Raw genomic sequence first — 26,090 nt, forward strand, 5'->3', positions numbered from 1 at the left:
AACAAAGGAGACAGCATGCACAAGAATACCAATGCCCTCGTAAAGGCCATCCGCTTCGCTACCGTGACAGCTCTCGCCGCCCCAGCCACTGTTTTGGCCGGCGGATTCGCCCTGAACGAGCAGAGCGCCAGTGCCATGGGCACTGCTAATGCCGGTGCAGCGGCTAACCCCGAGAATGCCACTATTGTATTTTTTAACCCCGCTGGCATGAGCCAGTTGTCTGGGACCAATATTTCGTTTGGTGCCGCGGTGTTGGATATTGATGCCAAGGCGAAGACTTCCAGTATCCGAGCTATTGGTGCCGATGGGCAGCCGGTTGATGGGGGTAATTATAGGAATGGCGGAGATATCGCCGACCCAGCAGTATTGCCTAATTTCTACTTGGCCCATGAAATCAACGACTCTATCGATGTTGGCTTTGGTATTCATGCACCTTACGGACTGGCTGCAGATTATGAAAATGATTTTGCCGGTCGTTTTTTTGCTGATAAAACTGAGTTGACTGCGATCGCATTTACCCCATCTATTGCTCTCAATAATGGCAAGGGACTGTCGATGGGGTTGGGTCTCAATGTGCTATATGCAGAAGGTCGCCTTAGCCGTTATCAGGACCTGAGCGCATCGCCTTTGGCGGCAACTGGAGCAGAGCCATACGCCGATGTGGAAGGCGATGATATTGGTGTGACTTTTCGGGTGGGCTTTCTGTATGAGTTCTCTGACCGCACACAATTCGGGTTGACCGCTCAAACAGGTACGGAGCTTAACCTTAAAGGAGATATGGAAGTCACGGGCCTTCCCGGGGCCCCTTTCACGCCAGTGACGACAGCTACCGAGAGAGTTGAAGTTCCGTTGGCAATTCCGGAAAGTATTGGTTTTGGTGCTCGCCACCAGCTGACTGACGAGGTGACGCTGCTTGCGGGCGCAACCTATGCTCGGTGGAGCCGATTTGAGGAACTGGATATCGTTAGTCGCGAGGGTGCGACGGGCCAGGTCTCAGGAATCCTGGGCGCGCTCAATGGTGGTCAGGCTCCTGATCCAATCAACCACGTGACGGAAGAATGGAAGAACACCTGGCAGGTTAATGTTGGGGGCATCTGGCAGGCAACTCCGGCTTGGGCGTTCAAAGCGGGTTATGCTTTCGATGAATCTCCTGTTGACCAATACGTCACTGCACGGATTCCGTCCACGGACCGCCATTGGTTGACGCTGGGTGCGCAATGGAAGGATGTTGCAAGTGGTTGGACGGTCGACGCGGCCGTCGGAACGTTGATATTCGACGGTACTGCCAAGGTTGATGACCGTGAGTATAGTCACGACGATCCAACGGGCGATCCAATCAGCCAATCCAACTACCAAGCGGAATACGACCTGAGCGCCTGGAGCGCCGCCATCGAGTTCAGCAAGGCCTTCTAAGCGGCTGTCCTTCTCGATAGCTGATCCGGCCAGTCCGGGTCAGCCTACCACCTGACCACGATAGATAACCTGTTTCTTCCTTGGTCGGGCTTCTTCCCCGCCTGCCTCCTCCTCTGAACCAGCAATCTCCTGCCCGCGATAAGTTTTGGCAGCGGCTGGCGCTGCATCTATCTGCCCCAGCTCCGGCACCCTCTGTTTAAGCGCTTCCCAGGTATGCACCAGATGCTTCGATCGGGTTTTACCTGCGTATTCAGCCAAGTGCTCCGCAAGGTGGTCTTCGTTCAGGTGGAGCTTTACCCCGAATTCAGACTGAATCAGCCGGCGGCACTGTTGCACCAGTTTCAGGTGGGATGGGTCGAATAACCAGTTGCGTTCATTCGCTACGGAATTCATGGAAAGGCCTCGCATCGCTGTCACGGCATAGGGCATCAAAGAGCCCAGACCCTCAGATCTGTGCAGTTTTCGTGCCGTGATCGGGAGGCGCTTAAACGTAGCGGGAAGGTGGAGTGAAGGGGAAAGGGTGCCCTGTCATTGTGCTTTTCCAGTGAAAATGAACAAAAACAGGGCGTTATCGGGCCAGGTTTCAGGTCTAGTGAGCTTGGTCCCAGTTGTCGCCGGTGCCGGCTTCTACCAGTAACGGTACGTCCAGCTTGGCGGCAGCCTGCATTCGCTGCACCAGGCCCTTGCGCACGGTCTCCAGAGCCTCTTCCCGCACTTCGATGATCAGTTCATCGTGCACCTGCATGGTCATCCAGGCATCGTCGGCATGCTCTGTGTGCAGCCACTGGTCCACATCGATCATCGCCCGCTTGATGATGTCGGCAGCGGTCCCCTGCATGGGCGCGTTGATTGCGGTGCGCTCGGCAGCCTGTTGCAGCTGTTTGTTCCGGGCGTTGATCTCCGGCAGATACAGGCGGCGGCCGTACAGGGTTTCCACGTAGCCATCGTCGTGGGCCTGTTTGCGGATGTTATCCATGTATTTGAGTACGCCCGGGTAACGTTCGAAATAGCGGTCGATGTATTCCTGGGCGGTCTTGCGGTCGACCTCCAGCTGGCGGGCCAGGCCGAAAGCAGACATGCCGTAGATAAGGCCAAAGTTGATGGCTTTGGCGCTGCGGCGTTGGTCGGAGCTGACCTCGATCAGGCTCACGCCGAAGACCTCGGCGGCGGTGGCTTTGTGAATGTCTTCACCATGTTCGAAGGCCCTCAGCAGGCCCTTGTCGCCAGACAGATGCGCCATGATTCGCAGCTCTATCTGGGAATAGTCCGCCGCCAACAGTTTGTAGCCTTCCGGCGCGATGAAGGCCTGGCGAATGCGGCGGCCTTCCGGAGTGCGGATAGGAATGTTCTGCAGGTTCGGCTCGGAGGACGACAGGCGCCCCGTGGCAGTCACCGCCTGATGGTAGGAGGTGTGTACACGGCCGGTGCGGTGATGGATCAGCTCTGGCAGGGTGTCCGTGTAGGTGGACTTCAACTTGCTCAGGCTGCGGTGCTCTACAATCAGTCGGGGCAGTTCGTGCTCATGGGCCAGTTCCTGCAATACTGGCTCGGCGGTGGAGGGTGCACCCTTCGGAGTTTTCTTGATCACGCGCAGGCCGAACTTGTCGTACAGAATGGCCTGCAGCTGCTTGGTGGACCCCAGATTGAAGCTTTCGCCGGCCACCTCGTGGGCCTCTTTCTCCAGTTCCGCCATGCGCTCGGCCAGTTCCTGGCTGTGCTGGCGCAGGGTGCTGGCGCTAATCAGAGTGCCTCTTTGTTCCATGCGTGACAGCACCGGTACCAGCGGCAGGTCGATCTCCCGGTACACCGATTCCAGCTTGCCGGTTTCTTTCAGTTTCGGGCTCAAAGCCTGGTGCAGGCGAAGGGTAATGTCGGCGTCTTCGGCTGCGTAGGGGCCTGCTTTCTCCAGATCAATCTGATTGAAGGTGAGCTGCTTGGCGCCCTTTCCGGCGATGGATTCGTAGGTGATGGTCTGCTCACCGAGGTATTCTAGGGCCAGGCTATCCATGTCGTGGCGGGTGGCCACTGAGTTGAGTACATAGGACTCCACCATGGTGTCGTCGCCGATGCCCTCCAGCTGGATACCATGGTTGGCGAGCACATTCTTGTCGTACTTCAGGTTCTGGCCGATCTTTTTCACGTCCGGGCTTTCCAGCAGGGGTTTGAGCTGGTTAAGCACATGGTCGCGGTCCAGTTGATCCGGTGCCCCCATGTAATCGTGGCCCAGAGGTACATAGGCCGCTTCCCCCGGCTCGATAGCAAAAGACACACCCACGATTTCGGCGTCCATATAGCGCAGGCTGGTGGTTTCGGTGTCGAAAGCGAATTGGTCGGCGGCTTTCAGTCGTTGCAGCCAGGTATCCAGCTCTCTCTGCTCGGTAACCACGGAATACTGTTTCTCTACCGGTTTTGCGGATTCCTGCTCGGTGGAGCGCTCACGTTGGTCGCTGGCGGAACCTTCGGTGTTCTCCAACTCAGCAATCCAGCTGCGGAATTCGTACTCCTTGAACAGTTCCAGCAGGGAATTGTCGTCCTGTTCCCGCTCCTGCAGATCTTCCAGGCCGAAGTCCAGGTCGACATCCAGGCGGATGGTGGCCAGTTCCCGGCTCAGGGGCAGGGTGCCGGTGGCTTCCCGCAGGTATTCACCGATCTTGCCTTTGATCTCGTCGGCGTGTTCGATCAGGTTGTCGAGATCGTTGTAAGTCTGCAGCCATTTCACCGCGGTTTTCGGGCCACATTTGTTCACGCCCGGAATGTTATCCACCTTGTCACCCACCAAGGCCAGGTAGTCGATTATCTGTTCCGGGGTCACCCCGAATTTCTCGATCACCCCCTCCCGATCCATGGCGGTTTCAGTCATGGTATTGATCAGGGTCACGTGATCGCTCACCAGCTGGGCCATGTCTTTGTCGCCGGTGGAGACCACCACATCGATACCCTTGCTGGTGGCTTCGTAGGCCAGGGTGCCAATGACGTCATCGGCCTCCACGCCCGGAACAATCAATAGGGGGAGCCCCATGGCGCGGACGATTTCGTGGATCGGTTCGATCTGAACGGCCAGATCTTCCGGCATGGGTGGCCGGTTGGCCTTGTACTCTTCATAGATGTCATGGCGGAAGGTTTTGCCTTTGGCATCGAACACCACCACCACCTTGGAGCCGGGGAAATCCTGCTCAAGACGCCGAAGCATGCTGATAACGCCCTTGATGGCTCCGGTCGGATGGTTTTTGCTGGTAGTCAGTGGTGGCAGCGCATGGTAAGCGCGAAACAGGTAGGAAGATCCGTCAACAAGAACCACGGGTGGGGTCTTTTTCTCAGTCATATCAAAGCCGGTCCGGAATCTGATTGAAGCGTGGGTTGGCTTGTGCAACTCTAGCCAGAAAGATGAACGAAAGGGTACCACGAAAATGAAACGAATCGCCTGTTCCGCCATGTTGGCTGGGCTTGTGTCTTTACCGGTGATGGCGCAGCAAGAAGGCTCGCTGGATGCCACCCCGGTGGTCACGCCCCAGGAGCCTGTGGTTATTTCCGATTACCAGCCCCCGGAAGGCGGGCCGGAAATTGTGATCCGGCCGGGGGAGAATGAAGTGTTCTATGAATACCGCGTGAATGGCCAGCTTATGGAAATCAAGGTGGTGCCTAACGTCGGGCCCGAATACTACCTGGTACCATCTGGTGGTGGCTGGATACAGGACACTGAGTCTGACCTGCTGATTCCAAGCTGGGTGATCTTCCGCTGGTAACCTGGCACCTTTCCTTTGCGCTCAGATCAGGTTGACTTCCACCGGGTCTGAGCGCCGGCTTTCAAGCCCATCCACATCGACCGTCGTAATTGAGAATTCGTAGGCGCCGGGGGGCATGCCCTCGAGGCGGTAACGGGTTGTGCTGGCATCGTTCAGCGGAATGATATTGAAATCATTTTTGTGCTTCATCCGGTAATAGATGCGATATCCAGAGATCTGGCCCGGTGCCAGTGACGAGCCATCTTCGCGGGTCATAGGTGGATTCCAGGCCAGGGTGCGGGGGGTAACGCTATCGCCGGCTTGGCGACTTTCCTGGGTTGCCGGAGTTTGCCCCAACGTGGCCAGAAGGTTTGATTGCGCCTGTTTCAGCCTTGCATCGGAAACTTCTGAAGCGCGTTGGGAGTCGAGTTTGCTGGCGCGCGTGTCTTCCTGACAGCCAGTGGTCAAAAGGGAAGCGGTAATAATCAGCAAGCAAAGCGCTGACTTTGAAAGCGCGCTGGCTAACCGGCCGGGCACGGGTGGCAATGGATACTTCATGGTCAACTCGCATACGGAGCCGTGGCTGGCTCTCTGGTTGCTGATCGTATGGAGCCTGAATAAAACCGGGAGACGGGCTACCTCAAACAAGGTGCGATTATGCCAGTCGATGCCTTTCGATCAAGTGAACAATCTGTAAAAACCGAAAACTGGTTTTAGTATGAACATTCTAATTTTTATCCGTACCTTGGCAGGTGAAAGTTACCAAAGGCACGCAGAAGCGAGGGCTTGTGGTGCCGAAACGATCCTAATATCAAGGAGAACTACCATGGGTAAACTTAAATCCTACCAGGAACAACTGCAGGACATCGTTGAGAAAGGCATCAATGCCGCGGAAGAGCAGCAGAAGAAGCTGGCTTCCAAGCCGTTCGATTATGCAGAGAAGCTGGAAGCGGAAGCCCGTGAATACAGCGTCAAGACCCTGCGCAAGCGTTACACCGGATACTCCGAGAACCTGTTCGAGCAGCTGCGCAGCCTGAACAGCCGTTTCGGCAACTTTGCCGCCGAACTGGTTGCCAAGCTGGAGAAAGAAGCTGCTGAAGGCGCTGATGCCGTTTCCGGCGCTGCTGAAGACGTTGCGGAAGCAGCTCAGGATGCCAAGAAGTCAGTCACTGCCAAGAAGCCGGCCGCTCGTAAGCCTGCGGCTCGCAAGACGGCAGCCAAGAAGGAAACAGCTTCCGCCTGATCATAACGGCGAGCTGTAACCACAAAGGGCGCTCTGGTGAGCGCCCTTTGTCATTTCCGCCAATACAAACGTTTATTCCGGCTCCAGGGGGAGTGTCCGCTCCTGGCCAGTAACGACTTCCAATCTTTTGATATCCACCTCAAATTCCTTTTTCATCGCACTGATGTCTTGCTGTTGGGCGGCAATTTCCCGTTCCACGTCCCGGATTTGTGACTCCAGCCGCCGAATCCTTTCCAGGGTAGCTTCCGGAATATCCCTGCCGGCCCGCTCCATATCGGCCGCCCGGCTTTGCTCGTTGTCAAGTTGACTGGAAATTACGGAAATGTTGCCCCGTTTCAGCTGGATGATCCCTTCCAGTTCGCGAATCTTCCGATGCATGGCGCGAACAGCCTGGTCTGGATGGCTGAAACGCTTCAACAGCTGGCGATCCTGTTCCTGTTGAATCTCGGCCTGACGTTGGCGTTCTTTTTCCGCTTCCCGGGCGGCGATTTCCTCGGCTGTGGGGGCCGCTGGAATGGTTTCAATCACCCGGCCATTGGTGCTGAGGATGTCGTAGCCGCGTTTGGTAGCCTCCTGCGGGATGGTGCTGCTGATCACCAGTTGACCGTTGTCATCCGTGTAACGATACATATTGGCCTGCACACTGGCGGACAGCAGTAGTCCTGCTGCGGCCAGGCTGGCAATAACCGTTGATTTGGACACACGGTGGTGCATGGTCAGACTCCGTAACGGTCCCGGTAGCTGGCCACTGTTTCCGCGTGGCCGGCAAACTCCGGATTGGACTTCAGGTAGTCCAGTACCTGCTCAAGACGAATGATGCTGACGACGGGGATGCCGAACTCCTGCTCCACTTCCTGGATGGCGGATAACTCGCCATTGCCTTTCTCCTGCCTGTCCAACGCAATCAGCACGCCGGCGGGCTCCGCGCCAGCGGCACGAATGAGGTCGATGGATTCCCGAATGGCGGTGCCGGCAGTGATTACGTCATCTACAATCAGTACCTTACCTTGTAGTGGGGCGCCGACAATATTGCCACCCTCACCATGATCTTTCTTTTCTTTGCGATTGAAGGCAAACGGTTTGCTGTTACCGTCTGTTGCAAGGGCCATAGCGGTCACTGTGGCCAACGGAATGCCCTTATAGGCGGGGCCGAAAATAATGTCATAATTCAGGCCGCTGCGTTCGATGGCTGCGGCATAGGCTTTGCTTAGCTGTAACAGGTCGTTTCCGGTATTGAATAGCCCAGCGTTGAAAAAGTAGGGGCTGGTTCGGCCGGATTTGAGCGTGAACTCTCCAAAGCGCAGAACATTCCGCTCAATGGCAAACTCGATAAAATTTTGCTGATAGTCGTGCATGGCAAGGCTTCTGGCGGGGTTTGATCTTTAATTAAAGCGTAAAACCGGTATCATACACACAAACCGAATCAGGGAACATGTATGCGGGTAGTTACAATCAGCGTCAATGGTCTTGAACAGGCCGTTGAGAAGGGGTTTTTTGACTGGCTTGCAGAGCAGGACGCTGATGTCGTCTGTGTGCAGGACCACCGCATGCGTGCCTATGAAGTAGAAGACAAACACCTGATTCCGGAAGGCTATGAGGCCTACTTTATTGATGGTGAGTTGAACGAACACGGTGGTGTGGGTATCTACACTCGCCATTTTCCGAAGGCCATCATGTACGGGTTTGCTAATGAGCAGGCAGACCGCGAAGGTCGCTTTATCCAGGCGGATTTCGACAAGGTCTCCGTGGCTTGCGTGCTGGCGCCCTGCGCCCTTGGCCGGGAAGACGAGCTGATTGGCGAAGATGACCTGACCGTGCTCGACCACAAAGACGAGTTCATGGAAGCCTTCGGCCTGCATATGCAGAAGACCCTGCGCAAGCGCCGGCAGTTCATCTTCTGCGCCAACCTGCAGACCGCCCACCACGTGACGGACGCCAGTCCGCTGTACCACAAGACGGATTTCTCCGGTTTCCTGCCCCATGAGCGTGCATGGCTTGATCGCCTGTTTGATGAGATGGGCTGCATTGATGGTTTCCGGGAAATCAACAAACAGAGCAATCAGTTTACCTGGTGGCCGGAGCAAACCGAGGGCTCCCGTAAGAAGGCGGGTATTCGGGTGGACTACCAGTTGTTGACGCCGGGCATTCGCAAGACCATCCGTGATGGCTGGATTGATGAAGACACCCGTTTCTCTGATCACGCGCCGGTGATCATGGATTATGATATTGAAATTGGCTTCTGATTCAGACGGCTACTGATTAGGAGCGGGCTCGGAGGGGGAGACCTTTCCGGGACCCTCTCCGGCCAGGGATGGCCGGAGCGGAGCGCACATGGATGTGCTTGTAGCGTGTCCCGGAAAGGTCTCCCCCTCCGGGCACGCGGGCGGCTTACTCAGCCAACGCCGTCTTCTGAATTTCAAACAGTTCGTTAATCGCCTTTCTGGCCAGAACCAGCATGGAATCCAGCTCGGCCTGCTCGAACGGAGCGCCTTCCGCCGTTCCCTGAATCTCGATGAAGCCGCCCTGATCGGTCATGATCACATTCATATCGGTTTCCGCTTCGGAATCCTCCGGATAGTCCAGGTCCGCTACCGGCGTGCCTTTGTAAACGCCAACGGAGACCGCTGCCACCATTTGAACAAGGGGAGATTTCTTCAGGCGTTTAGTGGCGACCAGGTGGTTCAAGGCGTCTACTAATGCCACGCAGCCACCGGTGATGGCCGCTGTGCGGGTGCCGCCGTCGGCCTGGATAACGTCACAGTCGATGGTGATGGAGTGTTCACCCAGGGCGCTCAGGTCTACCGCAGCGCGCAGGCTGCGGCCGATCAGGCGCTGGATTTCCACGGTGCGGCCACCCTGTTTGCCGCGGGCAGCTTCGCGGCCCATGCGGCTGCCGGTGGAGCGGGGCAGCATGCCGTACTCGGCGGTGATCCAGCCTTTGCCTTCACCGCGCAGGAATGGCGGTACCTTGTTCTCAACAGAGGCGGTACAGATGACTTTTGTATCACCGAACTCTACCAGTACCGAGCCTTCGGCATGGCGGGTGTAGTTGCGGGTGATGCGGACGTCTCTGGGTTGCTCGGGCGTTCTGCCACTTGGTCGCATAGTGTGTCCTGTTTATGAAAATGCATATCCGGGCGGTGCCGGGCGGAATCTTTGAAAGGGTGGCGAGTATAACACGTAGCATGCCCGGGGCGGTGGACTGCAGGGTGATCTTTGGTCGGGTTCGCCGCCTGGGCAAATACCCTGTTAAACTCGATGCTTCTGTTCATCGGTTATGGAGCCAATATGATCCGCAGCATGACTGCTTTTGCCCGCAAGGATACCCAGGGTGACTGGGGTACGCTCACGTGTGAGATCCGTACCGTAAATCACCGCTACCTGGAGCCGTCTTTCCGTTTGCCGGAGGCGTTCAGGGAACTGGAGAACCGGTTTCGAGAAGAGCTGCGTAGTCAGGGGTTAAAGCGGGGCAAGGTGGATATCTCCATGCGCCTGCAGTCTGCCGAGAACGAGGTTCAGAGCTTCGAGATCAGCGATGAGATGGCCAAGGCGGTGAACGAGGCAGCCAACCACATCAACCGCATTCTCGATAACCCCGCCCATATTAATGCACTGGATATTCTGCGTTGGCCTGGCGTGATGTCTTTGCCGGAGAAAGACTACAGCGCGGCGAAAGAGGCGGCTGCCGGCCTTTTCAAAGACACGGTCCAAGAGCTGATGTCCGTTCGCGAACGGGAGGGCGAGCGCTTGAGGCCGTTATTTGAGGATCGTCTGGCCACCATGGGCAAGCTGGTGGCAGAAGTGCGGGAGAAAATGCCGCAGCTGCTGGCCGCCCAGGAGCAGAATCTGCGGGATCGCTTCGATAAAGCAAAAGTGGAGCTGGAGCCGGAGCGTGTGGCCCAGGAAATGGTGATGCTGGCGCAGAAGAGTGATGTGGCCGAGGAGCTGGACCGGCTGGAGGCTCATATCAGTGAAGTGACCGATACCCTGAAAAACGATGATGCCATCGGCCGGCGGCTGGATTTCCTGATGCAGGAACTGAACCGGGAAGCCAATACCCTCAGCAGTAAAAGTATTGACGCGGCGGTTACCCGCGCGGCGGTGGACCTCAAGGTTTTGATCGAGCAAATGCGGGAACAGGTGCAGAATATTGAGTGATGTTCTTGGGGGTTCGACGTTGTTCTTGATGGCATTATAAATCAAATAGTTATGTAATTTTGACGCTCATAATGTTCGTGTAAGTTCTGCCAAGTTTGGGTAGTGATGGGTAGTAGATTGGGGAGTATTTTCTCGCTATATTGTATCGGCGAGATTGTACTCCCCAATTTTTTTAAGGCAGGAAAGTGGGCAAGCTACACGACAAGACCGTCAAGAAACTGATCAAAGAGAAGCCATCCGTGCGGCATGCCGATGGCAATGGTCTCTACCTCATGACCCCGAAGCGCGGCGATGCCTACTGGATGCTGCGCTATACCACCCCAGCTACCAAGCTCCGGCGCGAATACACCATCGGCAAGGTGGACGACTGGTCATTGGCCGACGCCCGTGATGAGGCGGCGAAGCTGAGGTTGGCGATCAAGCGTGAGGGTGCTGACCCGGTTCAGGAGCGGCAGAAGGTCAACCAAAACCCCTTCAAAACGCTCAATGACCTGTACGCGGACTACTACGAGCTTCGCAAACGAGAAATCGCGTCCCACCATAAAGAGAAGAGCCTGTACGAGCGTGAGGTCGCCTGGCGCATCGGAAAGGTGGAACTTGAAAAGATCCGACCAGTGGATATCAGTGAAATCCTGCGGGACGTGGCCACTGGCTATGACGACAATAAGCCCCGCCCAACCCTATCAAATGATTTGATGCGCCTGCTGAGGAACCTGTTTGATCATGGCATCAAACTGGACGTCACCAGGTTCAATCCAGCCTCGCCATTCCGTCCCAGGGACGCCGGCGGGGAGGAGAAGGCCGCCAACTACCCAATGAATGAAGACGAAGTCACCGAGTTCTTCACCAAACTCCGGGTGATTCCGGCGCAGTTCAGCCGTGAAAACTACCTGGCCTGTGCTTTGTTGATTGCGACCTGTACGAGAAAAATGGAGCTGCTGGCAGCGCCTTGGTCGGAATTCGATCTGGAGAACCGTATCTGGTACCTGCCCGAGGAAAGGACCAAAAAGAGAAGGGCCATCGATATCCCGTTGGCGGAGCCCGCCGTGGAATGGCTGAATGAGCTGAAGGTACGTTCCTGCGGTAGTGAGTGGGTATTTCCAGCTCGCAGGATCAGTAAAAAAGCACGGACGCCGTTTGTGTGTGAAAACACGCTGAACCATGCGCTCAAGAAACTCTTTGAGAAAAAGTTCTTTTCGTTCGACAAGCGCCGCGTCCACGATCTGCGTGGCACGGCCAGGACGAAGCTGGGCAAGCTTGGTTTTGATGACAATCTGGCTCAGCGCTGCCTGAATCAACTGCCCGGCAACCGGACGGACCGGGTTTATAACAAGCATGCGTACTTTGAAGAGCGAAGAGCGGCTCACGAGGCGCTCTGCGAGTGGCTGGCGCCCATCGTGAGAGGTGAAGTCAGCTCTGGAGGGTAAAGGGGCCAGATCAGGCCCCTTGTTGCTCAATCCAGGCCAACAGATCCGACAGGCGCCAGGCCACTGAGTTGCATCCCAGCTTGAGTCGTGCCGGAGCCACTCGCTTTCGTTCCAAGGTCCACCACTGCGTCCGGCTGACGGCTGTAATCGCTCGACGGTCCGACTCCCGAACCAGCCGCTCACACTGTCCAGAACGAGCCAGCAGCTTGGCGCGCACCTCCTCCGAAGGCGGACTGAAGGTCTTGTTACTCATTCTCCGTTACCTCCGAATCAACACTGGGATAAGTGGGAAACTGGGAAAGTCCATCTCCATCCGGTAGCGCTTCCCAATACGCCTTGATGCGATCAGGCCACAGGGCGAAAAAACGCTCCGATCGATCCCGTAGCTTGATTTTCATGGTGCCACGGCTCTGTTCATTGGTTTCCAGGAAATCTCTCTGGATCAGCGGCTCAATTTCCCGGGTGTATCGACTTCGAAGGCCAAGCTCCTTGATAAGAGTATTTTTGGGTATCAGCCACTGCGTCTCACCGGCCACTTTGCGTCGCAGACCAATTGCTCTTCCGTAATCCCCCCGCTCTATGTCAACGAGACGGTGATTCCATTTGTAAATAGCATCGCGAAGGCGGGCCAACAGGCGGTACTCCTCCGAATTGAAGATGTGACCCCGGCTCCGAAGCCAGGCTCCAACGACTTGGTGTACTGCTCGAACCGACTCCGCTTCCGTCCAGGGGAGGAGATAGTTCCGACATGCCAGGCATAGTGCAGCGGTGATCAGTGCGAACCGCCTGATCACTCGGACGACTTGCGAAGCCATATGAGGGGTCTTCCATTGCTCCGTCAACCGGGCAACCTCATTCTGGATGTAGCTGGGTAGGTCATTCACATCTTCTGTAAGACGCTCGAGCCAGTGCCGGAACAGTGTGCCGTGGTAGTGCCCGGTACGGCTTTTCAACGTGTCCACGAACTCTTGGGCACTGTTGAATCCATGCAACTTGTCAAAGGCTCCAAACCTCCCAAAAATCGGAATCTCGACAAGTCGGGTTTCTTGGCCGGCTTTAACCGACTTGCCTATTTCCTGAAATACTTCCGATAGCCATACCTCACCGGTACTTAAAGCCAGAGTTCGCCAGTGCGTTTGTGCAGTAAGGTCCCCTGATATATTCGCACGCAACTTACTGGCACCGGTCATTATATGATACGTCGCTACATCGACATCTTCCGGGCGCGCCAGGCCAATTTCATCCAATGCCAGCAACATGTCATTGTGCTCAGCAGCCACGGCTGCCAAGCCATTGGCAGTCGATACCCAGTTCCGCACAAACGTTGGTGCACCACACACGCTCGCGGCCGCCTGCAGTAGTGTCGTTTTACCGCTGGAGCTATTGCCGCCGAAGTGAAAAGCCCCATTTTCAATCTCCGCATGCTTCAGCAGTGGTGCCGCAAGGGCTACCCCAATGCTGAACATCGCCAGCGGGTTGCCCTCACACAGCTTCCCCACTTGAGCTTGCCAATCCTGGAGAGAACCGTTTTCCTGAAGTAGAGGGGAGGTTGATAGCTGCCCGACGAAGTAGTGCTGCTCATCCGCCTGACCTGCCGTCCAGCTACTCGTCGCGAAGATGGGGCCGTGCCAACCTGTACGGTCGACGGTTGTGGCCGGCGGCGCCTTTGCCATTTCCTCAAGCAGGTAGCGTTGTAGTCGTGCCCAACTGATATTGCCAGGCTCCAGCGGATAGCCGCTGTCCACGAGCAGCTCCCGTATCTGTCGGGCGTTATCGCCGTTCAGGTTGCGCGCATACACCACCTCGCGGAGCAGGACGTTGTCCATATTTTTCCACTGCAGCAGCGCACCGTGACCGTGCTTCTTGTTGGAGAGTCGGGTTCTGGCAATAACCTCAATCCATCCACCAACTCTTTGCCATTCATCAGAGCTGAAGCAGTACAGGCCAGAGTCTCTCAATTGAAATTTCATTTGCCCCTCCGTCACAACCGATCCAGCCAGTTTCTAACATCCTGGATCCGAAACCTGACGGCTCGACCTTGCGGGTTTGGCTTGATGGGGGCGGGGAAGCGACCTGATCGGACGTATCGACGTAGCGTGGCTTGCGATAGCTGAGTGACGGCGCACACTTCTTCGTATGTGAGCAAGCGCTCGTTGGTCTCGCTAGAAAACATGTGTTTCATTATCTACTCCTGGTTCGTTGATTAACGGCAGGAGTGATTATTAGTAATCAGGAGTCAGGACCAGAACCGTGAAATTGGCCATTTTGGGCGCAAAGAGAAAAAAATTATAACTAGATGAAATTAAAGGTTAACTTCTGTCATTAAGGCGATTTTCATGGGAGCCTCATCGGTTTACGAGCAAAATCTGGCGAAATGTAAGCAATCGCTGTTACCCGCCACCATCACGGCATCATTTTGTGAAGCGGTAATGCGCATTGACTTTCACATGTGAAAGTCAATGCTGGACGTGATCAAAACAGCCTCTTAAAGAGCCTTTTCGAGGCCCTGTTATTTTACGGGGCATGTCCATATCACAACGGGGCTCCAAAAGGTCTCTTCCAAGCCCTTTGTAAGTGCCCCGAGGAAGTAGCGGGAATTGTCGTAGCGACGACAGTCAGTCCGGTTCCATCAAGCCACCGGATACCGGTGTTTTCACTGAGGTGGGAGGCCAGGGTCCCAAATAAATAATGGAGCGCGGATCCTTCAGCCCATGCGAGCTATTTCATGGCGCGTGGGAGCGCAGCGGCAAAGTCCCAAATCAGGTAGTCACGTGGACAGGAATTGGAAAGGTCCCATGGCTTGGAGGAAGGAATCTGCCTCCGCCCCCGCCTTTGTGTCCAAAAAGGACAAAAGCACATGGCAGCTCAAAGCACTCGACGGATTACGATTGTTGGCAAATCCATAGCGAGGAGCCAGCCATGAGCAAACGAATGACTCACCAGGAAATCTGCGAAGAGTGGGAGGCGGTCAGCCGAGCCCAAAATGTGAACCACCAACGTGGTATCAAAGCCGCCATAACGCAATGCCGTCAGTTTCTGACGGCGATTCACCAGCAAGCGGACGTGGAGCAAGCAAGGTACCGCTATCTGGCGCAGCGGCTCTGTGATCACTTCTGGTCCCACAACATGGCTCATCGTACCGACAAGACACCCGGCTATCCCGGGCACTTCGGCTGCCGCGTTCGACTCAGAAAAAGAAAACTGGAATTGTCCTGGTACTACAACCGCTTTATCCCGAAGAAGAGTGGCGAGGGCCGATCAGTTTTCAGTGAGTACATCCGCAAAGAAGGTCGGTTCCGCTATCACAAACCGGCCTTCACGCGGGCACAGGACTGGGAGAAACCGCTCATCATGGAAACTGAGGACGGTTTTGAAATGTTGCGAAGGCTCAATGCCAACCAGGCGGAGCTTTGTCGAATCGTGCGGAAAAGCGAGCGCCTCCTGAAAAATCTGGAGGAGCACCTCGGTGGACTGAAGGAGGCGACCAGCGGGAGTTCAAGCCCCTCCAACGAGGAGGGATGAGGGCTGTTGGCGGTAAAAGGCATGCCGCTCACACCGCAGGTGTTGATTGCGTGGGGCTATTGATGGGATCGCCCAGATTTCAGGTGGCTATATATGCCGTTCTTTGCTGGTCTATCCGGGTCAAATCGGTTGAATGCAGCGTGGTACCTCTATATATTGATCAGTCAATGTAGTGTAGGGCTGTTCCGCCCATGAGACCGTGCCGCCTCAGATAAGGTGGCAACACCATCGCCCATAGGAAGCGAAAACATGGCCGAGATGGAAGATCGCTGGTTATCCGTAGACGAAATTGGCAAGCACCTCGGTGTCAGCAATGACACCGTGTACCGCTGGATCGACAAGCACGCAATGCCCGCCCACCGCATGGGGCGATTTTGGAAGTTCAAAAAAGTCGAAGTGGATGAGTGGGTCAAGGGCGGTGGAGCCGCTGAGACGAGCAAAGGTGAGCGTTCCGAATGACCCAAGGCCGGTATCGCATCTCCTTCACGTCCGGCAGCCTGTATCACCGCGAATCGGTGAAGTTGGCCGAGCTGTACCTGTCGCTCCGTGACTGGGAAGATGTGCGGACTCAAGCTCTACATGACAACCTGCTACAGGCCAGAACAGAAAGCACGGCAAAGCGCACCTGTAGAGAGGCGATTGCACGCCTGAAGACGTTGACCGAAAGCGAACTGACTTTCCTGGCCGAGGCAAACCACCAGGACCAGGCTCACCTTCTGTGGGTTGCCGTGTGCCGCCTGTACCGCTTTATCGCGGACTTTGCGGTGGAAGTGCTACACGAACGGTTTGTCGCGATGAAGCTGGATCTCAGTTTTGAGGATTTCGATGCCTTCTATAACCGTAAATCGGAATGGCATGACGAACTGGATAATGCCAGCGCCTCAACGCGCGATAAATTGCGGCAGGTCCTGTTCAGAATGCTGCGGGAGGCAGGGTTGTTAGCTAAGGACAAAACCATAAACGCAGTTCTGCTCAGCCCCAGGCTGGTTGAGTTGCTGCGTCAGAACAATCCTGACGAGTTTTTCTACTTCCCAGTCTATGAATCCGATATCAGGGGGATGTCAGCTTGAAAAAGGACATTGCCAAAATGCCGATGCAGGAGCGACTACAGCACCTGTTTAGCGTGGTTTCCGGCCAGCGGTTCCTGAACAAACAGGGACTGGGTAATGAAGTGCCTTTCTTCATCTGTCCCTACCGGCCTGAAGAAGCGGTCGAGATGGAGCGTCTTCAGCGGCAGTTGGTTAACCGGCTGGAGCAGGCGGGCATCCGGATCCTGAGTATCAATCTGTACGACCTGGCCGTCGATATTTTGAAAGAAAGAGACATCTGGGAGCAGGTGTTGGAGCTCGAGCCCACGGTCTCAAAGGATCAGCTGAAAGAACTGCTACAGGGAGTGCTGGACCCGGAAGCCCATTTGGTGCCCGCTATTGCGGCAAAACTCCAGTCCGTTGAGTTTGACGTGCTGTTTCTCTCAGGGGTGGGCGAGGTTTTCCCCTACATACGCTCCCATAACGTGCTCAACAACTTGCAGAGCACCGCCAAAGACCAGCCAACGGTGATGTTCTTTCCGGGGTCCTATACCCACTCGCTGGAAACCGGTGCATCGCTGGATCTGTTCGGCAGGCTGCATGACGACAAGTACTACCGTGCGTTCAACATCTTTCATTACGAAGCCTGAGCGGACGATACGATTCGAGGCGTAATCATTAAGGGAAAGTACAATGACATTGAAGAATATTTTTCTAAAGCCCGTTGACCGCCCCATTGAAGGCGTTATCAAAGCCGACGATGAAGCCAGTCTTCGCCTCGAAATTGAAGAATACGTACTGACCAACGAAGTCGAGAAACGCCTCGAAGAGTTCCTGGACGCCTACAATAACTACGAAGGGGCGAACGGGGTCTGGGTATCCGGCTTCTTCGGCTCAGGTAAGTCGCACCTCCTCAAGATGCTGGCCCTTCTGCTTGAAAACCGGGAGATGGACGGTGCTACTACCCTGGACCTGTTCCTTCCCAAGTGCAGTGAGAATGAAATTCTCCGGGGCGACCTGAAGCGAGCTGTCTCAATTCCGGCGAAGAGCATTCTGTTCAACATCGACCAGAAAGCCGATGTCATCAGCAAAACCCAAATCGATGCGCTTCTGGCCGTGTTCGTTAAAGTCTTCGACGAAATGTGCGGCTACTACGGCAAACAAGGGCACATTGCCCAGTTTGAGCGCGATCTGGACGGCCGTGGCCTGTACGAACAATTCAAAGCCGAGTACGAGACCATCGCCGGCCGCCCCTGGCAGAAAGGCCGGGAGCAGGCCCTCCTGGAAGGCGCGAATATCGCCAAAGCCTACGCCGCTGTGACCGGTGGCGACCCGCAGTCGGCAGCGGGCATTCTGGACAAGTACCGCAGCGAATACCGAGTTTCGATAGAGGACTTCGCGGACAATGTGAACACCTATATCGAGAAGCAGGCAAAAGAGGGTGGCCACAAAGAGTTCCGCCTGAACTTCTTTGTGGACGAGGTTGGCCAGTACATTGCCGACAACACCAAGCTGATGACCAACCTGCAAACCATTGCCGAGAGCCTCGCCACCAAGTGTCGTGGGCGGGCCTGGATTATCGTCACCGCCCAGGAAGAAATGAAAAACGTGGTTGGCGAAATGGGCAAGCAGCAAGGCAACGATTTCTCGAAAATTCAGGCACGGTTCAATAACCGTATGAAGCTGTCCAGTGCGGACGTGGCGGAGGTCATCCAGAAGCGCCTGCTAACCAAGACCGAAGAAGGCGTCAATCAGCTGTCGGACGTCTATCACGCGCAGGCAAACAACTTCAAAACCCTGTTTGACTTCGCGGATGGATCGGCCACCTACCGGAACTTCCGGGACAGGGACCACTTCATCCACAGCTACCCCTTCGTCCCCTACCAGTTCGCGCTGTTTCAATCGGCGATCCAGAATCTGTCGCAGCACAACGCCTTCGAGGGTAAACACAGTTCTGTCGGTGAGCGCTCCATGCTGGGTGTTTTCCAGCAGGTGGCCATCCACATCGGCAACCATGAGGTGGGCCAGCTGGCCACCTTTGACCTGATGTTTGAAGGCATCCGCTCTGCACTGAAATCACAAATACAGCGGGCGATTATTCAGGCCGAGAACCATCTCGATAATGCCTTCGCTATCCGGCTGCTGAAGGCCCTGTTCCTGGTCAAATATGTCAAGGAATTCAAGCCCACGGTGCGCAACCTTTGCGTGCTGATGCTGGATGCCTTCGATCAGGATCTACCGGCACTTCGCACCAAGGTCGAAGAAGCCCTGAGCCTTCTGGAGCAACAGACCTACATACAGCGCAACGGCGACCAGTACGAGTACCTGACGGACGAGGAAAAGGACGTCGAGCAGGAGATCAAGAACACAGAGGTTGAGTCATCGGACGTTGCGGACGAGCTGGAAAAGATCGTTTTCGACTTTGTTATAAAACAGCGCAAAATCCGCTATGACGCCGGCTCCTCCCAAAACCAGGGGCAGGACTACTCCTATTCGCGCAAACTGGATGATCGTCTGCATGGGCGTGAATACGAGCTCTCGATCAATGTCATCAGCCCGTTCCACGAGCATACTGACAACGAGCAAATGCTACGCACAGCCTCGACCTACAAGGCGGACGAGCTGTTCGTGCTCATGCCGTCGGACGAGCGCCTGGTGCGCGATCTGCTCATGTTCAAGCGCACCGAGAAGTACATCAAGCAGAACATTTCCGTTACCCAGCAGGAAGCCGTTAAGCGGATCCTGAATGACAAGGGCTTCCAGAACCGTGAGCGCGAGGCCAGGCTCCGGCAGCAGGTTCAGACCCTCATGGGCAAGTCCAAGTTGCTCATTGGCGGCGCCGATGTGGAAGTGGCGAATGAGGACCCCCAGACGCGCATTATTCGGGGCTTCCATGAGCTGATTTCACGGGCTTACCCCAACCTCCGCATGTTGCGCGGCGTTTCCTACACGGAAAACGACATCAGCAATTGCCTCAACCGTACAGACGATGGCCTTTTCGGTAACGACGCCACGGCCCTGGCAGAATCCGAGCAGGAAGTGCTGGCGTTCATTCAGAGCAACAATCGGGGCGGTGTCCGCACCACCCTCAAGAGCCTGCTGGAAAAGTTCGAACACAAACCCTACGGCTGGTATTACGCCGCGATTCTCTGCACCCTGGCCAACCTTTGTGCCCGTGGCAAGGTGGAAGTTCGTCTCGACGGTAACATCCTGGAGGACAGCGAGCTGGAGCGCGCCCTGCGTAACACTCACGGCCACGGCAACGTGGTGCTGGAACCACAGATTGAGTTCACCGCCTCTCAGGTCCGAGCCCTCAAGTCGTTCTACGAGGACTTCTTCGACAGCCCGCCCCGCAGCAGCGAAGCCAAGGCCCTGGGTAAAGAGGCCGGCGAAGCCTTCCAGGACATGTACCACGACCTGGATCGGCGGATAGCGCAGGTCGATCAGTACCCGTTTCTCAATGCCTTGAAACCTGCCCTGGTGACGCTGAAAGAGGTCGCCGGAAAGCCCTACACCTGGCACCTGACGGAATTGGGCAAGCAGGAAGACCAACTGCTGGACCTGAAAGAGGATGTCATCGATCCCATCCGCAGGCTTATGGGCGGCTCACAGAAAGACATCTACAACCAGGCTCGGTCCTTCCTGCAGAGTCAGGAGCCCAACTTCATCTATGTGTCCGGGGACGAGATCGAGCAGATCCGCACCATCCTGAACGACCCTAACTGCTACAAGGGGAATCGCATTCAGCAGCTCAAGGGCCAACTGGATAGCCTGCAGGAGCGCATCGATGAGAAAGTGCAGCAAACCCGAGCTCAGGCAGAAACCTCCCTGAAGACCATGCAGGAACGCATGCAAAGCATGGACGAATACCAGTCCCTGCCGGAACCGCGCCAGGATGAGCTCAATAAACCGTTCCGGGATCTGGTCGATTACATCGGACAGGAGCGCCTGATTGCTGTGATCAAGGACCGGACCCGGTACTTTGAAGAAGAGGGCTACCAGAAGCTGCTGGGCAAAATGGTGGCGCTGGCCAATCAGAAATCAGCACCGGCAGACGACCCCGATCAGCACCCAGGTAGCCAGAGTGAAGACCAGAGTGACGGGGGGACTCCCGAGGTCAAGGAATCGGCAGCCGACTACGTTCACACTCGCAACCTCCGTGTCGCGTTCGACAAGGCCTGGCTGGCCAACGAGGGTGATGTGGACCGGTACCTGAATGCCCTGCGCGAGGCCCTGCTGGTTGAAGTCCAGCAAGGCCGAAAGGTCCAGATCTAAGCGTGCCGAACCGTCTAACCGGTCGATGTTGGGGATAGCCATGCACGAAGCCGAACAGGAAATCCAGACGCTCATTCGCGGCGGCGAGAGCCTCGCCGTCGAGTTCAAGAGCGACGTCAAAAGCCTGCCGGACCGGGATCTGGTGGCCGCGGTGGTGGCCCTGGCCAACACCGAGGGCGGCGACCTGTTCCTGGGCGTTGAAGACGATGGCACCCCAACTGGGCTGCATGCCAACCACCGCAACCTCGCCGGCCTGCCCGCACTGATTGCCAACAAGACCATTCCCTCGCTGGCCGTGCGCGTTGAGGCCCTGGAGCTGGAGGGGCAAACTATTGCCAGGATCCAGGTTCCCAAGTCCCGGCAGCTGGTGTCGACCTCGGATGGCCTGCTGCAACGTCGGCGCCTGAGAATGGACGGCACTCCGGAGGCCGTGCCCTTCTACCCCCATGAGTTTGTTCAGCGCCAGTCCAGCCTGGGAGTAACGGACCCCTCGGCCTTGCCGGTGGAAAACCTGGCGGTTGAGGATCTGGACCCGATTCAGCGGATCCGCATCCGCAACGCCATCAAGAAATACGGCGGCGACCAGAGCCTGACGCCCCTGGCGGATGATGAGCTGGACGGCGCCCTGGGGCTGACCGTGAACGTGGGAGGCCAGCGTCACCCCACCGTGGCAGGGCTGCTGCTGCTGGGGAGCGACATGCAGCTCCGACAACACCTGCCCTCCCACGAGGTAGCATTCCAGGTGCTGCGCGGTACCGATGTGCTGGTCAATGAGTTCTACCGCAAACCGCTGCTGGAGACCTTCGAGGAGGTCGAGGTACTGTTCCGCGCCCGGGTGGAAGAAGAGGAGATTCAGGTCGGACTGTTTCGCGTGCCCATCCCCAACTTCGACCGCCGGGCCTTCCGGGAAGCCTTTGTGAACGCCCTGGTTCACCGCGACTACAGCGCCCTGGGCGCCGTGCACGTCAAACTGGACGATGACGGCCTGAGCATCAGCAATCCCGGTGGTTTTGTGGAGGGCGTCAACCTGGACAACCTTCTGGTGGCTGACCCTCGCTCCCGTAACCCCTTGCTGGCTGACATTATCAAGCGCATCGGCCTGGCCGAACGCACGGGCCGAGGCATCGACCGGATCTTCGAGGGCATGCTCCGCTACGGGCGCACTGCACCCGACTACTCCATGTCGTCCGCTCACACCGTCTCCGTGCGCATGAGCGCAGCGGACGCGGACGCCGAGTTCCTGCGCATGATCGTCGAGCGCGAGGAACAGACCGGCGCCGCCATGCCAATCGACAGCCTGATTATCCTGTCCCGGCTGCGCAATGAGCGGCGCTTGAGAACGGCGGACTTGGCCAAGTCGGTACAGAAGCCGGAAACCGTGGTCCGGGGCACCCTGGAGAAACTGGTGGAAGCCGGCATGGTGGAAGCCCACGGAACCGGCAAGGGCCGCACCTACACCTTGGGCGCCAAGGTATATCAAGGGGCGGGGCAAAAGGCCGCCTATGTACGCCAGGCAGGGTTTGATCCTATCCAGCAAGAGCAGATGGTCATGAGCTTTATTGATACGCACGGCAGCATCAAACGTGCTGACGTGGTTGAGCTGTGCCATATCAGCCCGGATCAAGCCTACAAGTTGTTGGCCAGATTGAAGAAAAGGGGAGAAATCGAGCAACTAGGCGAGCGTAAAGGGGCTATTTACAAGCGCACGCGTTAATTTATGCGCTCAGCGTAAATATATACGCTCATTTATGCGTCAGCGTATATCGCTCGGTCACGATCAAAACCAAGGCATGAATCGATGGAAACCGCAAAACTCAGAAAATTCGCTCAGTTCGCCCGCCGCAGCCTGATTGAACAGGTCGGCGCCAAGCTAAAACTGGTATTGGCCGAAGAAAGCCCCGCCCGGCGGGAAAGCTCATCGGCCATCAAAAAGCTGGAAGAGGCGATAGCCGAGCAGGGTAAAGAGCAGGTTGTCGAGCGGGTGGCGTATATCTGGTTTAACCGGCTCGTAGCCCTGCGGTTTATGGACGTGAACCGATATAACCGCATTGGCGTGGTCTCGCCTGCCGAGGGGCAGTTTCAGCCCGAGATCCTGGCGGATGCCAAGATGGGCCATATCGATGAAGAGATGGTCGTGGAAAATACCCGAAAACGGGTCTTCGCCCTGCTCGATGGCAAAATGCCCAGCCAGGATCCACAAGGGGAAGCCTATCGCTTACTGGTCGTAGCCGCCTGTAACTATTGGTACAGCGCAATGCCGTTCCTGTTTGAGCGCATTGACGATTACACCGAGCTTTTGATGCCGGATGATCTGCTCTCCGGCAACTCAATTCTGGCCTACACCCGCGAGGCCATGACGCCGGTTGCCTGTGAGGATGTCGAGGTGATCGGCTGGCTGTATCAGTTCTATATCTCCGAGAAGAAAGACCAAGTATTCGCCGATCTTAAGAAGAACAAGAAGGTTACTCCCGAGAATATCCCTGCGGCGACCCAGCTGTTCACACCGCACTGGATTGTGCGTTATCTGGTGGAGAACTCACTCGGCCGCCTTTGGATGCTCAACCGTCCTGATTCTGGCTTGATTAAGCAGATGGATTACTACATCAAGCCGGAGGAACCAGAAACTGATTTTCTCCGCATCAGTAGCCCGGAAGAAATTAAGGTTTGCGATCCAGCCTGTGGCTCAGGCCATATGCTGACTTATGCCTTCGATTTGCTGTATGCCATTTATGAGGAGGAAGGCTATGAGTCCGCTGAGATTCCGGCCAAGATCCTGACTCAAAACCTATACGGTATCGAGATTGACGAGCGTGCTGGTGAGCTGGCCGCCTTTGCTCTGACCATGAAAGCGCGTGCAAAACATCGGCGGTTCTTTCGGAATCCGGTACAGCCGAATGTTGTGGTTCTTGATAATGTGGTCTTTACCGAATCTGAGATGCAGGATATAGCTGCTCTATTGGGTAAAGATCTTTTTAAAGACGAACTGCGTGAGACACTGAGTCAGTTTGAGCAGGCGAGAAACTTCGGCTCATTGATCGAGCCGAAGTTGCGCGAACCGACCGAGATTCTACGAGCGCTGGAAGCGCGAGATTTCGGCTCTGATATGCTGCTAAAAGTTTTGTACGAGCGGCTAGTGGACGTGCTATGCATGGCCGAGGTGTTATCGCCGAAATATCATGTGGTAGTGGCGAATCCTCCTTATATGGGTCGTGGTGGCGCAAATGAAGCTCTGTCATCTTGGACTCAGAAACAATACCCAAAGAGCAGAGCAGATTTATACGCGATGTTCATTGAGAGGTGCGGGCAGTTGTCAATTCCGGCCGGCTTTTTCTCTATGATCACTATGCATGGCTGGATGTTCCTATCGACGTTCGAAAAGCTTCGGCGTGAGCTACTGCTCGAAAATCATATTGTGACAATGGCCCATCTTGGTGAGCGGGCATTCGACTCGATCGGCGGGGCTGTTGTTTCAACAGCAGCTTTTGTATTCGAGCACAAAAGGCGACTAAGCGCACGAGGCACCTATATCCGCCTAGTAGAAGGTGGTAACGAACAGGTAAAACGAGATGCGCTGATTGATGCCTCCAATAACGAAAATTCCATTTTTCGTTTCACGGCTTCCTCAAATGACTTTAACAAGATTTCGAGTGCTCCTGTCGCATACTGGGTGTCACCTCGCCTTTTCAGTCTTTTCGAGGATGGAACGCCGATAAAGGATAAGGTCATCTCAAGAGATGGATTGAACACGGGAAATAATGAAATTTTTATTAGGCAGTTCTGGGAAGTTCCCCTTGAATCTTCGAAAGCCGGAGCGAAGTCCGCTGAAGAATTTTGGTCATCAGGAGCGCGCTGGGCGCCACTCATCAAAGGCGGCCCGTATCGGAAGTGGTATGGCAATCTTCAGCATGTGATCACCTATGACAAGCAAGGTTTTGAACGGCTAGCGCGGTCGGGCAACAAGCTGCCATCACGTGAGTTCTACTTTAGAGAATGTTTTGCGTGGACCCGAATCTCTAGTCCAGCAGGCTCGTTCCGCTACTATCCAGAGGGAGCGATATTCGAAAGTGCAAGTCTTTGCGTCTATTCAGATAGCCCCGAAGATCTGAGAGAGTCATTGGCCTTTTCGAATAGTAATCTGGCTCCCAAGGAACTCGCTGCGCTCAGTCCTACGGTTAATCTTCTCTCAGGCTACTTTGATATGCTCGTGGTGCCTCCTTTGGGTAACCAATCGCAAAATATCATTGAAACCTGCGGACAGTGCATTGATATTGCCAGAAGCGACTGGGACGCATACGAAACCTCTTGGGATTTCACGAGATTGCCTTTGTTGAATCCTAACTACCGTCAGCCAAGTCTATATGCCTCCTATCAGAACCTTCGCGCCTACTGGCGAGAGATGGCACAGGAAATGCGACGGTTGGAGGAAGATAATAACCGCATCTTTATCGACGCTTATAGTTTGCAGGATGAGCTGGCACCAGATGTACCGTTGGAGGAGGTCACTCTCACTTGTAACCCCCACTACCGCTACGGCAACAACAAAAGTGAGGAAGAGCTGGAGGCGCTACTGCTGGCCGATACCATGCGAGAACTGGTCTCCTATGCTGTAGGCTGCATGTTCGGCCGCTATGCTCTGGAAGAGCCGGGGCTGATCCTGGCCAATCAGGGAGAGACCATCGAGGACTACCTGAAGCAGATCCCAGAGCCGAGCTTCCCGGCGGATGATGACAATGTTATCCCTATGCTCGATGGCGACTGGTTCACCGACGACATCACTGAGCGCTTCCGTGAATTCCTGCGCATCGCCTTTGGCGAAGAGCACTATGGGGAAAACCTCCGCTTTGTCGAGCAGGCGCTGGGCAAAGATATTCGCAAGTACTTCCTGAAGGACTTCTATAACGACCACGTGCGCCGTTACAAGAAGCGGCCCATCTACTGGTTGTTCTCCTCACCCAAGGGCTCATTCAATGCGTTGATCTACATGCACCGCTACCAGCCTCACACCGTGGGCACGGTGCTGGAGTATCTTCGGGATTTCAAAGACGAGAAGCTAAAAGCCCGGAAAAACCATCTGGAGGCCCTGAGTATCAGCGCCGGGGCCTCCCAGGGTGAGAAGACCAAGGCCCTGAAAGAGATCGAGAAGATCAACAAAACCCTCGCCGAGCTGGATGACTACGAGCGGGATGTGCTCTACCCACTGGCCACCGAACAGGTGGAAATTGATCTCGATGACGGGGTGAAGACCAATTATCCGAAATTTGGCGAAGCTTTAAAGAAGATTACCGGCCTCTCTGGCTAGGAG

At 55.7% G+C, this 26,090-nt stretch carries 22 protein-coding genes; 13 read left to right on the forward strand and 9 right to left on the reverse strand.

The genetic code is table 11. The annotated features are described in order from the left end of the window. Positions 1 to 15: 15 nt before the first annotated feature. Positions 16 to 1,413: an OmpP1/FadL family transporter gene (locus RVM24_RS19385; protein ID WP_286920936.1), complete on the forward strand. Its 1,398-nt coding sequence runs from the start codon at positions 16 to 18 to the stop codon at positions 1,411 to 1,413. Between the two features lie 39 nt (positions 1,414 to 1,452). Here the strand turns inward: RVM24_RS19385 and RVM24_RS19390 are convergent, their stop codons facing one another. Then, a complete protein-coding gene (locus tag RVM24_RS19390; protein WP_106694532.1) occupies positions 1,453 to 1,806 on the reverse strand; it encodes a hypothetical protein in 354 nt (117 codons plus the stop codon). Positions 1,807 to 2,002: 196 nt separating this feature from the next. Further along, positions 2,003 to 4,735 carry a DNA polymerase I gene (polA, locus tag RVM24_RS19395; RefSeq protein ID WP_286920937.1) on the reverse strand — a complete coding sequence of 911 codons (2,733 nt, stop codon included), beginning with the start codon at positions 4,733 to 4,735 and terminating at the stop codon, positions 2,003 to 2,005. A gap of 85 nt (positions 4,736 to 4,820) precedes the next feature. Between polA and RVM24_RS19400 the strand changes: the two genes are divergently transcribed. After that, positions 4,821 to 5,156 carry a DUF2782 domain-containing protein gene (locus tag RVM24_RS19400; protein ID WP_061332562.1) on the forward strand — a complete coding sequence of 112 codons (336 nt, stop codon included), beginning with the start codon at positions 4,821 to 4,823 and terminating at the stop codon, positions 5,154 to 5,156. 21 nt (positions 5,157 to 5,177) lie between these two features. Here RVM24_RS19400 and RVM24_RS19405 read toward each other — a convergent pair whose 3' ends face one another. Further along, complete coding sequence (locus tag RVM24_RS19405) at positions 5,178 to 5,693, reverse strand: fibronectin type III domain-containing protein (RefSeq protein WP_374786351.1); 516 nt, start codon at positions 5,691 to 5,693, stop codon at positions 5,178 to 5,180. A 268-nt stretch (positions 5,694 to 5,961) separates the two neighbouring features. Here RVM24_RS19405 and RVM24_RS19410 point away from each other — a divergent pair, with 268 nt between their 5' ends. Beyond that, positions 5,962 to 6,378, forward strand: coding sequence for a hypothetical protein (locus tag RVM24_RS19410; RefSeq protein WP_061332564.1), 417 nt, complete (start codon positions 5,962 to 5,964; stop codon positions 6,376 to 6,378). 72 nt (positions 6,379 to 6,450) lie between these two features. Here RVM24_RS19410 and RVM24_RS19415 read toward each other — a convergent pair whose 3' ends face one another. Further along, a complete protein-coding gene (locus tag RVM24_RS19415; RefSeq protein WP_374786350.1) occupies positions 6,451 to 7,092 on the reverse strand; it encodes a DUF4124 domain-containing protein in 642 nt (213 codons plus the stop codon). Positions 7,093 to 7,094: 2 nt separating this feature from the next. Next, positions 7,095 to 7,733 (reverse strand): orotate phosphoribosyltransferase, encoded by a 639-nt coding sequence (pyrE, locus tag RVM24_RS19420; protein WP_061332566.1) that lies wholly within the window; start codon positions 7,731 to 7,733, stop codon positions 7,095 to 7,097. Between the two features lie 81 nt (positions 7,734 to 7,814). Here pyrE and RVM24_RS19425 point away from each other — a divergent pair, with 81 nt between their 5' ends. Then, positions 7,815 to 8,621, forward strand: coding sequence for an exodeoxyribonuclease III (locus tag RVM24_RS19425; RefSeq protein ID WP_374786349.1), 807 nt, complete (start codon positions 7,815 to 7,817; stop codon positions 8,619 to 8,621). A gap of 145 nt (positions 8,622 to 8,766) precedes the next feature. Here the strand turns inward: RVM24_RS19425 and rph are convergent, their stop codons facing one another. Further along, positions 8,767 to 9,483, reverse strand: a complete 717-nt coding sequence (rph, locus tag RVM24_RS19430; RefSeq protein ID WP_374786348.1) for a ribonuclease PH — start codon at positions 9,481 to 9,483, stop codon at positions 8,767 to 8,769. A 183-nt stretch (positions 9,484 to 9,666) separates the two neighbouring features. On the opposite strand from rph, the gene RVM24_RS19435 reads away from it, so the two are divergent. After that, the gene (locus RVM24_RS19435; protein ID WP_431474628.1) at positions 9,667 to 10,536 is read left to right on the forward strand and encodes a YicC/YloC family endoribonuclease; all 870 of its coding nucleotides are present in this window, start codon (positions 9,667 to 9,669) and stop codon (positions 10,534 to 10,536) included. A 185-nt stretch (positions 10,537 to 10,721) separates the two neighbouring features. After that, on the forward strand, positions 10,722 to 11,963 hold the full coding sequence (locus tag RVM24_RS19440) for a tyrosine-type recombinase/integrase (protein ID WP_022987607.1): 1,242 nt from the start codon (positions 10,722 to 10,724) through the stop codon (positions 11,961 to 11,963). Between the two features lie 10 nt (positions 11,964 to 11,973). Here the strand turns inward: RVM24_RS19440 and RVM24_RS19445 are convergent, their stop codons facing one another. From RVM24_RS19445 to RVM24_RS19455, 3 genes are read right to left on the reverse strand one after another with little or no spacing between them, the layout of a single operon-like run. Then, positions 11,974 to 12,216, reverse strand: a complete 243-nt coding sequence (locus tag RVM24_RS19445; protein ID WP_023008356.1) for a helix-turn-helix transcriptional regulator — start codon at positions 12,214 to 12,216, stop codon at positions 11,974 to 11,976. Continuing rightward, positions 12,209 to 13,933, reverse strand: a complete 1,725-nt coding sequence (locus tag RVM24_RS19450) for a DUF927 domain-containing protein (protein ID WP_022987608.1) — start codon at positions 13,931 to 13,933, stop codon at positions 12,209 to 12,211. Before RVM24_RS19450 ends, RVM24_RS19445 begins: the two co-directional genes overlap by 8 nt. An 11-nt stretch (positions 13,934 to 13,944) precedes the next feature. Then, a complete protein-coding gene (locus RVM24_RS19455; RefSeq protein ID WP_022987609.1) occupies positions 13,945 to 14,145 on the reverse strand; it encodes a helix-turn-helix transcriptional regulator in 201 nt (66 codons plus the stop codon). Positions 14,146 to 14,882: 737 nt separating this feature from the next. On the opposite strand from RVM24_RS19455, the gene mobI reads away from it, so the two are divergent. The 7 genes from mobI (at position 14,883) to pglX (ending at position 26,087) form a co-directional block, all read left to right on the forward strand. Beyond that, the gene (gene mobI, locus RVM24_RS19460; RefSeq protein WP_023011724.1) at positions 14,883 to 15,485 is read left to right on the forward strand and encodes a conjugative transfer protein MobI(A/C); all 603 of its coding nucleotides are present in this window, start codon (positions 14,883 to 14,885) and stop codon (positions 15,483 to 15,485) included. A gap of 249 nt (positions 15,486 to 15,734) precedes the next feature. Continuing rightward, on the forward strand, positions 15,735 to 15,944 hold the full coding sequence (locus tag RVM24_RS19465) for a helix-turn-helix domain-containing protein (protein ID WP_008174223.1): 210 nt from the start codon (positions 15,735 to 15,737) through the stop codon (positions 15,942 to 15,944). After that, a complete protein-coding gene (locus tag RVM24_RS19470; protein ID WP_022988852.1) occupies positions 15,941 to 16,555 on the forward strand; it encodes a DUF1819 family protein in 615 nt (204 codons plus the stop codon). The genes RVM24_RS19465 and RVM24_RS19470 overlap by 4 nt, the downstream gene beginning before the upstream one ends. Positions 16,556 to 16,572: 17 nt before the next feature. Beyond that, positions 16,573 to 17,163 (forward strand): DUF1788 domain-containing protein, encoded by a 591-nt coding sequence (locus RVM24_RS19475; protein ID WP_011784100.1) that lies wholly within the window; start codon positions 16,573 to 16,575, stop codon positions 17,161 to 17,163. 43 nt (positions 17,164 to 17,206) lie between these two features. Further along, a complete protein-coding gene (gene brxC, locus RVM24_RS19480; protein ID WP_104416052.1) occupies positions 17,207 to 20,788 on the forward strand; it encodes a BREX system P-loop protein BrxC in 3,582 nt (1,193 codons plus the stop codon). 40 nt (positions 20,789 to 20,828) lie between these two features. Continuing rightward, positions 20,829 to 22,502, forward strand: coding sequence for an ATP-binding protein (locus RVM24_RS19485; protein WP_022992170.1), 1,674 nt, complete (start codon positions 20,829 to 20,831; stop codon positions 22,500 to 22,502). Between the two features lie 84 nt (positions 22,503 to 22,586). Continuing rightward, a complete protein-coding gene (pglX, locus tag RVM24_RS19490) occupies positions 22,587 to 26,087 on the forward strand; it encodes a BREX-1 system adenine-specific DNA-methyltransferase PglX (protein ID WP_022992171.1) in 3,501 nt (1,166 codons plus the stop codon). Positions 26,088 to 26,090 lie beyond the last annotated feature (3 nt).

The sequence above is a fragment of the Marinobacter sp. KM021 genome, assembly GCF_050707965.1.
In the GTDB taxonomy this organism is placed as follows: Bacteria; Pseudomonadota; Gammaproteobacteria; order Pseudomonadales; family Oleiphilaceae; genus Marinobacter; species Marinobacter shengliensis.

What these genes read in the sequence shown, in the direction of transcription:
- mobI (WP_023011724.1), top strand. Translation starts at nt 14,883, where the DNA reads ATGAGCAAACGAATGACTCACCAGGAAATCTGCGAAGAGTGGGAGGCG.
- rph (WP_374786348.1), bottom strand. Translation starts at nt 9,483, where the DNA reads ATGCGACCAAGTGGCAGAACGCCCGAGCAACCCAGAGACGTCCGCATC.
- RVM24_RS19425 (WP_374786349.1), top strand. Translation starts at nt 7,815, where the DNA reads ATGCGGGTAGTTACAATCAGCGTCAATGGTCTTGAACAGGCCGTTGAG.
- RVM24_RS19445 (WP_023008356.1), bottom strand. Translation starts at nt 12,216, where the DNA reads ATGAGTAACAAGACCTTCAGTCCGCCTTCGGAGGAGGTGCGCGCCAAG.
- RVM24_RS19405 (WP_374786351.1), bottom strand. Translation starts at nt 5,693, where the DNA reads ATGAAGTATCCATTGCCACCCGTGCCCGGCCGGTTAGCCAGCGCGCTT.
- RVM24_RS19385 (WP_286920936.1), top strand. Translation starts at nt 16, where the DNA reads ATGCACAAGAATACCAATGCCCTCGTAAAGGCCATCCGCTTCGCTACC.
- RVM24_RS19415 (WP_374786350.1), bottom strand. Translation starts at nt 7,092, where the DNA reads ATGCACCACCGTGTGTCCAAATCAACGGTTATTGCCAGCCTGGCCGCA.
- RVM24_RS19400 (WP_061332562.1), top strand. Translation starts at nt 4,821, where the DNA reads ATGAAACGAATCGCCTGTTCCGCCATGTTGGCTGGGCTTGTGTCTTTA.
- RVM24_RS19450 (WP_022987608.1), bottom strand. Translation starts at nt 13,933, where the DNA reads ATGAAATTTCAATTGAGAGACTCTGGCCTGTACTGCTTCAGCTCTGAT.
- RVM24_RS19410 (WP_061332564.1), top strand. Translation starts at nt 5,962, where the DNA reads ATGGGTAAACTTAAATCCTACCAGGAACAACTGCAGGACATCGTTGAG.
- RVM24_RS19435 (WP_431474628.1), top strand. Translation starts at nt 9,667, where the DNA reads ATGATCCGCAGCATGACTGCTTTTGCCCGCAAGGATACCCAGGGTGAC.
- RVM24_RS19455 (WP_022987609.1), bottom strand. Translation starts at nt 14,145, where the DNA reads ATGAAACACATGTTTTCTAGCGAGACCAACGAGCGCTTGCTCACATAC.
- RVM24_RS19470 (WP_022988852.1), top strand. Translation starts at nt 15,941, where the DNA reads ATGACCCAAGGCCGGTATCGCATCTCCTTCACGTCCGGCAGCCTGTAT.
- RVM24_RS19485 (WP_022992170.1), top strand. Translation starts at nt 20,829, where the DNA reads ATGCACGAAGCCGAACAGGAAATCCAGACGCTCATTCGCGGCGGCGAG.
- polA (WP_286920937.1), bottom strand. Translation starts at nt 4,735, where the DNA reads ATGACTGAGAAAAAGACCCCACCCGTGGTTCTTGTTGACGGATCTTCC.
- RVM24_RS19475 (WP_011784100.1), top strand. Translation starts at nt 16,573, where the DNA reads ATGCCGATGCAGGAGCGACTACAGCACCTGTTTAGCGTGGTTTCCGGC.
- RVM24_RS19390 (WP_106694532.1), bottom strand. Translation starts at nt 1,806, where the DNA reads ATGAATTCCGTAGCGAATGAACGCAACTGGTTATTCGACCCATCCCAC.
- RVM24_RS19465 (WP_008174223.1), top strand. Translation starts at nt 15,735, where the DNA reads ATGGCCGAGATGGAAGATCGCTGGTTATCCGTAGACGAAATTGGCAAG.
- pglX (WP_022992171.1), top strand. Translation starts at nt 22,587, where the DNA reads ATGGAAACCGCAAAACTCAGAAAATTCGCTCAGTTCGCCCGCCGCAGC.
- brxC (WP_104416052.1), top strand. Translation starts at nt 17,207, where the DNA reads ATGACATTGAAGAATATTTTTCTAAAGCCCGTTGACCGCCCCATTGAA.
- pyrE (WP_061332566.1), bottom strand. Translation starts at nt 7,733, where the DNA reads ATGCACGACTATCAGCAAAATTTTATCGAGTTTGCCATTGAGCGGAAT.